The sequence below is a fragment of the Geminicoccus flavidas genome (assembly GCF_009806515.1).
GTDB classification, from domain to species: domain Bacteria; phylum Pseudomonadota; class Alphaproteobacteria; order Geminicoccales; family Geminicoccaceae; genus Geminicoccus; species Geminicoccus flavidus.
Map to the genome: position 1 here is coordinate 1 of NZ_WUJP01000785.1, position 9,024 is coordinate 9,024.

Sequence of the window (9,024 nt, forward strand, 5' to 3'; positions counted from 1 at the left end):
CGCCATTCTGGCAGTTCGTGGCCGTGGGCGTGGTGATCATCGTCTCGGTGCTGATCGACCAGTCGCGCGAGCGGCTGACCGGCGGGGGGCGGCGCGATGAGTGAGCCGCTTCTCGAGATCAGGGGCCTGACCAAGCGCTTTGGCGGCGTCACCGCCCTATCGGACGTCGGATTGACGGTGGCGCGCGGCGAGGTGCTGGCGCTGGCCGGCGACAACGGCGCCGGCAAGTCGACCCTGATCAAGGCGATCGCAGGGGTGCACAGCCGCGACGAGGGCGAGATCCACTTCAAGGGCCAGCCGGTCGACTTCGCGACGCCATCGGACGCGCGCGCCGCCGGCATCGAGACGATCTACCAGGACCTCGCACTCGCGGACAATTTGGACGTCGGCGCCAACGTGTTCCTCGGCCGCGAGCGGTTTACCAAGTTCCTGGGCTTCCTGCCGCGGCTGGACCGCGAGACCATGCGTCGGGAGTCCGAGAAGGTTCTGGAACAGCTCGAGATCGACATCGAGACCAGGAAGCTCACCCAGCCGGTGCGCAACCTGTCGGGTGGCCAGCGCCAGGCGGTGGCGATCGGCCGGGCGATCTACTGGAAGGCCGAGCTCCTGATCATGGACGAGCCGACCGCAGCACTCGGCGTCCCGGAGCAGCGCAAGGTGATGGAGCTGATCCAGCGGCTCAAGGCCCAGGGTGTCGCGATCATTTTCATCAGCCACAACCTCCACGACATCTTCGCCGTGTCCGACCGGATCCTGGTGCTGCGCCGGGGGCGGAACGCCGGCGAGCGGGCGATCGACGCCACCAATGGCGACGAGGTGGTGAAGATGATGGTGGGCGGTTGAGGGATCCTCGGCCGCTCCTCCTGCTGGCCGTGGTCGGCAGCCTGCTGGGGCTCACCGCCAACATCGTGAAGCTGGCGCTCCAGGCAGGCTGGCCCGCCCTCGCCTTTTTGTGCTGCTCGGCCCTGGGTGCCGGTCTGGTACTGCTGGCGCTGGCGGCCAGCACGGGCAACTGGCCGGGGCTCGGCAGGCAGGCGCTGGCCTATTATCTCTGCTCCGGCCTGCTCAGCATCGCCCTGCCCAACGCCCTGTTCTTCCTGGCGATCCCGCATGTGGGTGCCGCCTTCGTGGCGCTCTGCCTCGCCTTCCCGCCGCTCGCCACCTATCTCCTGGCCCTCCTGTTCCGGATGGAGCAGCTCCGCCTCGTGCGTGCCGCCGGAGTGGCCACGGGCCTGCTCGGCGCTTTGGTGCTGGCATTCGGCCGCAGCGGCGGCGGTTCGGCCGCGCCCTTCTGGGCGGCAGCCGCGCTGGCGGGGCCGCTGGTGATCGCGGCCGGCAACATCTATCGCACCCTGCGCTGGCCAGAAGGTGCCAGTGCCCTGTCGCTGGCACCTGGCATGCTGCTGGGCGGTGCGGTCCTGCTGGTTCCGTTCCTGCCGCTGTCGGGGAGCACGCCGCCACTGGGCGAGGCTTCCGTCATGCTGCTGCTGGCGCAGATCGCCGTGTTCTCAGCGACCTATGCCCTCTACTTCATCCTGCAGAAGATCGCGGGGCCGGTCTATCTCAGCCAGATCGGCTCGGTGGGCGCGGTGGTCGGCGCATCGCTTGCAGTGCTGGCCCTGGGCGAACCGGCCAGTCTTGCCCTGCTACTGGCGGGACTGTTGGTCCTGCTGGGCGTGTTCCTGGTGAACCGCACGCGGACGGCCTGATCCTGCAAGATGTTGAAATTGCTGTCGATTTAGCTGTCCTCGGGTTCGTTTGGTAATTTTTGTGAATAGCGTTGGCCCTGCTCGCGGCGCATGGTGCCGCGCTGGCAAGGTCGGATAGGATAGCATGGCCGGTTCCAACTTCCCATGACGGCGGCACGAGCTTGGTGCCTCCTGCGGCATGCGCCGACGGTGGGTCCGACTGGGCGGTTCGTCGGCCGGTCGGATCGCGCGATCCTCCCTCCTGACGCTGTGGACGCTGCGGCACTGCTTGAGCGGATCGGCCAGATCGACGTCGCGGTGGTCACCCCCGCCCGGCGTAGCCGGGAGACCCTGGCCTCCCTTGAAGCGGCCGGGCTGGCGGTGCCGGAGCGGCGGACCGAGCGCGATCTGCTGGAGCAGGATTTCGGGCAATGGGAAGAGCAGGCCTATGACCTTCTGGCGCAGGGCGACCCGAACTATTGGCCGTTCTGGGACGATCCGGTCCGCCGGGTGCCGCCCGGTGGCGAGAGCTTCGAGCTGGTCTTCGACCGTGCCGTGGCCGCGTTCGTCCGCCTCGATCGCGCGCTGGCTGGCGCCAGGGTCCTCCATGTCGGCCATGCCGGCCCGATCCGGGCGCTGCTGACATGGGCGGAGAATGGCACGGCCGACGCGGCGCTGCGGCTGACGGTGGCGCATCTGTCGCCCATGAGCCTGCCACACCCCGATCTGCGCGGGTCCGGCCGGCCGGCGCTGGCAGTCTCCTCCTCCGCCATGATAGGGAGCCCGCCGCAACCCGGCCGCGGCACCGGGCTGGCGGCCGGGCCGCCACCTGCCACGGCAGCTGGATCGGGAACGACGTGAGCAAGCCCGCGGGCAAGGTCTATCTGGTGGGTGCGGGGCCGGGCGATCCCGAGCTCCTGACGCTGAAGGCGCTGCGCGTCCTGCAGGACTGCGACGTGGTGGTGCATGACCGGCTGATCGCCCGGGGGCTGCTGGAGCTCGTGCCGAAAAGCGTCGAGCGAATCTTCGCCGGCAAGCGGCGCGACCACCACCACCTGCCGCAGGGCGACATCAACCGGGTGCTGGTCGAGCAGGCGCGAGCGGGCCGCCAGGTCGTGCGGCTGAAAGGCGGCGATCCGTTCGTGTTCGGCCGCGGCGGCGAGGAACTGGAGGCCCTGGCCGAAGCCGGGATCCCATTCGAGGTGGTACCGGGCGTGTCCGCGGCCAACGGGGTCGGCGCCTATGCCGGGATCCCGCTGACCCACCGCGACCACGCCCAGTCGGTGCTGTTCGTCACCGGCCACACCAAGGACGGCGAGCCCGACCTGAACTGGACCGCGATCTGCCAGCCGCGGCAGACCATCGTGATCTATATGGGCCTGAAGCCGATCCGGGCGCTGTGCGAGCGGCTGATCCACCACGGGCTGCCGGCCCATCTGCCGGCGGCGGCGATCGAGAACGGCACGCTGCCGGAGCAACGGGTCGCAACCGGCACCCTCGCCTCGCTGCCGGATCTCCTGGCAGAAATGGCACCCGACGGGCCCGTGCTCGTGATCGTGGGCTCGGTGGTGAGCCTCCGCCAGGAACTCTCCTGGTTCGAGCGTCGAGACCCGCAGCTTCTCTCGCCGGGCGCGGAAGCCGCAGGGCGCCGGAATCACTGAGCGCCGGCAACGCGTCTTGCACTGCCTGCGGAAAAACAGCGTCGCCGCATCACGATAAGGCAACCTCGGCCCGTCCGGACCTCCTTAGCCATCAGCATCGGGCGACACCCTCCCGACGGGAGCTGATCAGGCATGCAGAGCGCAAGACCGGACGAGGATGCCATCGAGGCCGCGATCGAGCACAAGGGCAGGCCGCTGACTCAGGACGAGCAGGAGGATGTCCACGAGCATCGCAAGCTGCGTCCGCTGGCCGTCTACGAGGTCATCCGCCGCGAGGGCGTCGAGGAACTGGTCAGGCCAACCGCCAGCCTGTGGTGGTCGGGCCTGGCGGCCGGCCTGTCCATCGGCTTTTCGGTGGTCACCGAGGGCGCCCTGCGCATGGCGCTGCCCGACACGGCGTGGCGTCCGCTGGTCGAGAACCTGGGCTACGCGGTCGGTTTCCTCATCGTCATCCTGTCGCGCCAGCAGCTGTTCACCGAGATCACGCTGACCGCGGTGCTGCCGGTGATCTACCGGCCCGGCCGCCGCAAGCTTGCAGCCCTAGCGCGGCTGTGGAGCGTGGTGTTCCTGGCCAACATGCTGGGCACGGCACTGTTCGCCGCCGCCTGCCTGTCCGGCGTCCTGCTGCCGGAGCATATCCTGGAGGGGATGACCGCCATTGCACGGGAACTCGCCGAGCTGTCGCCCGGGCAAGCCTTCTGGCGTGGGATCCTGGCCGGCTGGATGATTGCGACGCTGGTCTGGATGCTGCCGTCGGCCGAGACCGGCCGCAGCGCCATCATCCTGCTGCTGACCTACCTCATCGCCCTGTTCGAGCTGGCGCATGTGGTCGCCGGGTCGATGGAGGTGTTCCTGCTCGTGCTGGAGGGCGAGATCGGCCTGGGCCACGGGATCGGCGGCCTGATCCTGCCGATGCTGGCCGGCAACGTGATCGGCGGCTCGGCTCTGTTTGCGCTGCTCGCCTACGGACAGGTGCGCGACGAGATCGAGGCCGAATAGCGGGCCCGGGGTGTCACATCTCGCAGATCCTGCCGAGCAGGACCAGCCGCGATGCGCCGGTGACGGCCGGCAGGTTGGCGGGGATGCGGTCGATGCGCAGGGAGGCAAGCAGAGCGAAGGCGATCGCTTCCTTGGCGTCCGGGTCGATCCCGGCTTCGGTCGAGATGACGAGGCTGGGGCCGCCCAGTGCCTGGGTTAGCCGCGCCATCAGATGGGCGTTGCGGACGCCGCCGCCGCTGGCCACGACCTTGACGGTGCCCGGGGCGTGGCGGGCGATCGCCTGGGCGACGGTCTGGGCGGTGAGCTCGGTCAGCGTGGCCAGCAGATCGGCTTCGGCGGGGCCTGAGCGGCGCAGCAGGTTCTCGGCCATGGCGGCGCCGAACTCTTCCGGGCCTGTCGAGCGCGGCGGCGGCCTGACGAAGAACGGGTGGGCCAGGAGCTCGGCGAGCAAGCACTGGTCGACTTGGCCGCGCGCTGCCCAGGCGCCGTCCGCGTCGTGGGTCAGGCGTCCCTGCGTGGCCGCGCGCACCGTGGCGTCCAGCAGGCTGTTGGCCGGTCCGGTGTCGAAGCCGGTAACCCTGCCGTCGTCGGCGAGGATCGTGATGTTGGCGATGCCGCCGAGATTGAGCGCCACCACGGTGCGGCCAGGCTCGGCCAGGAGCAGCTGGTCGATGAAGGGTACCAGAGGCGCGCCCGAGCCGCCGAGCGCCACGTCGGCCGAGCGGAAGTCGCTCACCACCGGGCAGTGCAGCGCTTCCGCCAGAAAATGGGGATCGCCCAGCTGGAGCGTGGTGACGCCGTGCTCGTGATAGACGGTCTGGCCGTGCAGCCCGACCAGATCGGGAGACAGGCCGAGCCCGCCGCAGAAGCTACGCGCCGCCTCGGCGTAGAAGCGGCCGAGGGCGGTGTGCAGCCGGGCGAGCCCCGCCGTGTCCAGCGCCAGCACCTGCCGCGGCACCAGGACCAGGCTGTCCGGCTGGGGCACGGTCCGATGCGCCAGGGTGGCAAGACGCGGCTTCGGCCCGGCGCTCACGCGCACCAGCGCCAGGTCCAGCCCGTCCATCGAGGTGCCGGACATCATGCCCAGCACCAGCCGGTCGGGCTTGGCCGCGACCTCGGTCGCAGCCAGGTGCTTCACAGCATCCCCGGATAGGCGCCGCCATCCAGCATCAGCGACTGGCCGGTGAAGAAGCCGGCATGGGCCGAGCACAGGAAGGCGCAAAAGGCGCCCAGTTCGGCCGGGTCGCCGAATCGCCCGGCCGGCGTGGCCGCCACCGCACCGGCTTCGATCTGGGCCAGCGGCGTGCCGGTGCGCTCGGCACGGACCTTCATGTTGTCGTTCAGCCGTGCTGTCTTGAACGGCCCGGGCATCAGGCTGTTCACCGTCACATTGCGCGCAGCGTATTCCTTGCAGACCCCGGCCAGGGCCGAGGTCAGGCCGGCACGCGCCGCCGAGGACAGCGCCAGCTCGGCACGTGGCGACTTCACCACCGAGGAGGTGATGTTGACGATCCGGCCGAAGCCGCGCTCGGCCATGCCATCCACCGTGGCCCGGATCAGCATGAGCGGGGTGAGCATCACGCTGTCCACCGCCTGGTGCCAGGCCTCTTCCGGGAAGCTGCGCCAGTCACCCATGGGCGGGCCGCCCGTGTTGGTCACCAGGATATCCGGCTGCGGGCAGGCCTCCAGCAGGCGGGTTCGGCCGTCGGCGGTGGTCACATCGACCGCGACCGGCGTCACGGTGACTCCGTACTTGCTGGCTAGGCCGTCGGCGGCGGCCTTCAGGTCCGCTTCGCCACGCGCACAGATGGTGAGATGCACCCCGGCGGCGGCCAGCGCTTCGGCGCAGGCATGACCCAGCCCCTTGCTGGCGCCGCCCACGATCGCCCCGCGTCCAGCGATACCGAGATCCATCAGCCATTCTCCTCCGTTGGTTCAGCGACATCCTCGCCGGCTCGCCCCGCCAGGTCCACCAGGACGCTGCGGGCAAGCGCGGTAGTGACCGGGCGGCAGGCGCGCAACGAGGCGCGGTCCAGCTCGCCCACGATCCGGCGCACCGCGGCAAAGCTGCGCGGCCCATGCGCCAGCAGCCACTCGATCGCCCCCTTGTCCGGCCGCAGGCCGCGATCGGCCAGCTGCTTGACATAGAGGGCGGCCAGCAGCGCGTCGTCGGGCGGGCCGATCTCCACCAGGCTGGCGAGCGCCAAGCGCGAGCGCAGGTCCGGCAGCGCCAGGCGCCAGCCAGCCGGCGGCAGGGTCGCGGTCAGGAGCAGGCTGCCACGCCGTTCGATCACCAGATTGAACAGGTGGAACAGGACCTGCTCGTCCCAGACGAGGTCGGCCTCGTCGATGGCGAGGCAACAGGCGGGTGCCGGGAACAGGTCGCGGGGCGGCAGGAGCCAGGGGCCGGCGCTTTCCAGCCAGACTGCCCGGGCGCGGGCCGCCCAGATCCGCGCCAGATGCGTCTTCCCTGAGCCTTCCGGGCCGAACAGCACCGTCACCGCCGTGGGCCAGTCCGGCCATCGGCTCAGATGCGCCAAGGCTGCCGCGTTGGACGAGGATGGGAGGAAGTCCTGTTCCTCGCTGCGCTCGGTGTGCGGCAGGTCCAGGGCGAGCTGCTGGTGCGGGGCCAGTCGGGTCAAGGGGCTTCCCGGATCAGCTGCGTGCGGCACGGCCGGACAGCCTGCGCAGGGCTGCAGCCAGATAGGTGCCGGCCGAGACGAGGGTGAGCAGCACCAGCGGCGGCAGGAGCCAGGCCGCCAGCAGGCCCATGACCGGGAGGAGCTCGGCCGCATCCGCCAGCACGGCGGCGACATAGCCCAGCTGCACCGCGGTGGCCGCCTTGCCCAGCAGCGAGGGTGCCACGGCGAAGCCGGCCACGCCCATCTGCAGCGCCAGCGCGCCCAGCGCCACCAGCACGTCCCTGGCCAGCACCAGCGCCACCAGCCAGACCGGCACCAACTCCTGCCACGCGAGCGCCAGCAGCGTGCCGGTGAGCAGCAGCTTGTCGGCGACCGGGTCCAGGACCGCACCAAGCCTGGTGGCCAGCCCCAGCCGACGGGCGAGCAGCCCGTCCAGCGCATCGGTCAGGGCGGCCAGGGCGAACAGGGCAGCCGCGAAGCCATAGGCGCGCCCGAGCAGGAGGAGCAGAACCGGGACGACCAGGACGATCCGCAGGACCGTGAGCAGGTTGGCGAGGTTCAGGTCGGACACGTGGCGCGCACTGCCCGTGGCACCGTCCGGCGCGGCGTTCACCCGCCGATGGTCGACATCGGCCGGTCGCCCGCGCGCCCCAACCGCCATCCTTCGATCTCCTGGCTCAGTGCCAGGCCGCGCCGCTGCAAGGCGGCCTGCAACCCTTCCACACTGCCCACATGCCCGATCACGATCCTCGCCTCCCTGCGGGTCATCCGCTCGATCCTGGTCGAGCGGATCTCCGGGGTATCCTCGAGGGCCCGCCTTATTTGGACCCAGCTGGAAAGGTCGGCAAGCGGCACAGTGGCGGAGAGCAGTTCCACGGTCGCGTCGCTGCGCACGCTGGCCTGGCCGATCTGCCGGTCCAGGACGGCCAGCAGGGCTGTGGCTGCCGCTGGATAGTCGGCCTGTCCGTCCGGCCCGGGCGGCACGCTCAGCGCCGGGACGGCCTGCACCAGCCCGTCGCGGTCCAGATACTGCCCGCTCACCACCAGGCCCTGGCTGCCGTCGCTCGCGGGTGCGGCGTGCGCCACCAGCACGGCGTCGGCACCATAGCGCTCGGCCACCGGCTGGAGCGTCCCGGCATCGCCCGCGAGGGCCTGGGCCTCGGCGATCGCTAGGTCCTGCGCGTCGCCCAAGGGGAGGATCGGCTCGACCGCCACCGACTGGCCAGCGGCATCTAGCACTGCACTGCGCCAGGGATCGCTGTCGAGATACGGGTCGCCGCCCGGGGCATAGGCCAGCACCACGGTCGGCAGGGTCGGCACCAGCGCATAGGAGATGCCGTTGCGGTCCAGGAGTTCCTGGACCGCCTCCTGACGGAAATCCACGGTGAGGCGGGCCGCGTAGGAGCGCGCACCCACCTGCTCCTGTAGGATCTCGAAGCTGCGCACGTAGCGGTCGATCTGCCCCGGCGCCACCTCGGGCAGGCTCGCCGGGTCACGGCCAGATAGCCGCGCCATTAGGCGCTGCAGCGCTGCCACCTGGCCGTCCAGTAGCGCCTGGCTGCGCGCCTGGACCGCGTCGTCCGCCTCGGCCTGGACGGGAACGTCGCGCTCGATGAACTGGCGCTGCTGAACGGCCTGGCCAGTGGCCGGGCCCGGCTGGCCCAGCAGGAGAAGCGCGCCCAGCACCAGCAACGCTATCGACGGACGGCGCGCGGCCATGGCAGATCACCCCGACGCGAGGACGAGCGGAAAGCGGATCGCACCGTTTTCGGTGGTCACGCCGGGCGGAAGGGACCACGGGAACCGCGGGCTGGCAAGCCTCCGCCGGCATCCTCGCATCGGGCATGAGCTGGGCCGGGGTGCCCTGATGCGCAACGCCAAGGAGCAACGGGTGGCAAAGGGGCAGGCCGGAGGCCAGACTGGGGCGCAGCGCGGCGGCAGGTATGCAGAGGCCGGGGTCGATATCGAGGCCGGCAACGAGCTGGTCCGCCGCATCGACGGGCTCACCCGCGCCACCGCGCGGCCGGGCGCCAG

At 70.7% G+C, this 9,024-nt stretch carries 10 protein-coding genes; 5 read left to right on the forward strand and 5 right to left on the reverse strand.

The window, feature by feature from the left end:
* The first annotated feature begins 96 nt into the window (after window positions 1-96).
* The 5 genes from EQG76_RS22525 to EQG76_RS22545 all read left to right on the forward strand — a co-directional run bounded on the left by EQG76_RS22525 (window position 97) and on the right by EQG76_RS22545 (window position 4,348).
* A complete protein-coding gene (locus EQG76_RS22525; protein WP_159716555.1) occupies window positions 97-843 on the forward strand; it encodes an ATP-binding cassette domain-containing protein in 747 nt (248 codons plus the stop codon).
* Window positions 840-1,709, forward strand: a complete 870-nt coding sequence (locus EQG76_RS22530) for a DMT family transporter (protein WP_159716556.1) — start codon at window positions 840-842, stop codon at window positions 1,707-1,709. Before EQG76_RS22525 ends, EQG76_RS22530 begins: the two co-directional genes overlap by 4 nt.
* Before the next feature lie 144 nt (window positions 1,710-1,853).
* Window positions 1,854-2,549, forward strand: coding sequence for a histidine phosphatase family protein (locus tag EQG76_RS32390; RefSeq protein WP_255476581.1), 696 nt, complete (start codon window positions 1,854-1,856; stop codon window positions 2,547-2,549).
* Entirely contained in the window at window positions 2,546-3,349 is an 804-nt protein-coding gene (gene cobA / locus EQG76_RS22540; RefSeq protein WP_235031512.1) for a uroporphyrinogen-III C-methyltransferase, read from the forward strand. The genes EQG76_RS32390 and cobA overlap by 4 nt, the downstream gene beginning before the upstream one ends.
* A gap of 132 nt (window positions 3,350-3,481) precedes the next feature.
* Window positions 3,482-4,348: a formate/nitrite transporter family protein gene (locus EQG76_RS22545; RefSeq protein WP_159716559.1), complete on the forward strand. Its 867-nt coding sequence runs from the start codon at window positions 3,482-3,484 to the stop codon at window positions 4,346-4,348.
* Window positions 4,349-4,361: 13 nt separating this feature from the next.
* Here EQG76_RS22545 and EQG76_RS22550 read toward each other — a convergent pair whose 3' ends face one another.
* From EQG76_RS22550 to EQG76_RS22570, 5 genes are read right to left on the reverse strand one after another with little or no spacing between them, the layout of a single operon-like run.
* The gene (locus tag EQG76_RS22550) at window positions 4,362-5,486 is read right to left on the reverse strand and encodes an anhydro-N-acetylmuramic acid kinase (protein WP_159716560.1); all 1,125 of its coding nucleotides are present in this window, start codon (window positions 5,484-5,486) and stop codon (window positions 4,362-4,364) included.
* Window positions 5,483-6,262 carry an SDR family oxidoreductase gene (locus EQG76_RS22555; protein ID WP_159716561.1) on the reverse strand — a complete coding sequence of 260 codons (780 nt, stop codon included), beginning with the start codon at window positions 6,260-6,262 and terminating at the stop codon, window positions 5,483-5,485. The genes EQG76_RS22550 and EQG76_RS22555 overlap by 4 nt, the downstream gene beginning before the upstream one ends.
* On the reverse strand, window positions 6,262-6,990 hold the full coding sequence (locus EQG76_RS22560) for an HdaA/DnaA family protein (protein ID WP_235031513.1): 729 nt from the start codon (window positions 6,988-6,990) through the stop codon (window positions 6,262-6,264). The genes EQG76_RS22555 and EQG76_RS22560 overlap by 1 nt, the downstream gene beginning before the upstream one ends.
* Before the next feature lie 13 nt (window positions 6,991-7,003).
* Window positions 7,004-7,651, reverse strand: coding sequence for a CDP-alcohol phosphatidyltransferase family protein (locus tag EQG76_RS22565; RefSeq protein ID WP_159716562.1), 648 nt, complete (start codon window positions 7,649-7,651; stop codon window positions 7,004-7,006).
* Window positions 7,600-8,709: a DUF2066 domain-containing protein gene (locus EQG76_RS22570; RefSeq protein ID WP_159716563.1), complete on the reverse strand. Its 1,110-nt coding sequence runs from the start codon at window positions 8,707-8,709 to the stop codon at window positions 7,600-7,602. The genes EQG76_RS22565 and EQG76_RS22570 overlap by 52 nt, the downstream gene beginning before the upstream one ends.
* Window positions 8,710-9,024: the final 315 nt, after the last annotated feature.

Coding starts and splice junctions, on each gene's coding strand:
- EQG76_RS22565 (WP_159716562.1), bottom strand. CDS start 7,651: ATGGCGGTTGGGGCGCGCGGGCGACCGGCCGATGTCGACCATCGGCGG.
- EQG76_RS22555 (WP_159716561.1), bottom strand. CDS start 6,262: ATGGATCTCGGTATCGCTGGACGCGGGGCGATCGTGGGCGGCGCCAGC.
- EQG76_RS22545 (WP_159716559.1), top strand. CDS start 3,482: ATGCAGAGCGCAAGACCGGACGAGGATGCCATCGAGGCCGCGATCGAG.
- EQG76_RS22525 (WP_159716555.1), top strand. CDS start 97: ATGAGTGAGCCGCTTCTCGAGATCAGGGGCCTGACCAAGCGCTTTGGC.
- EQG76_RS22570 (WP_159716563.1), bottom strand. CDS start 8,709: ATGGCCGCGCGCCGTCCGTCGATAGCGTTGCTGGTGCTGGGCGCGCTT.
- EQG76_RS32390 (WP_255476581.1), top strand. CDS start 1,854: ATGACGGCGGCACGAGCTTGGTGCCTCCTGCGGCATGCGCCGACGGTG.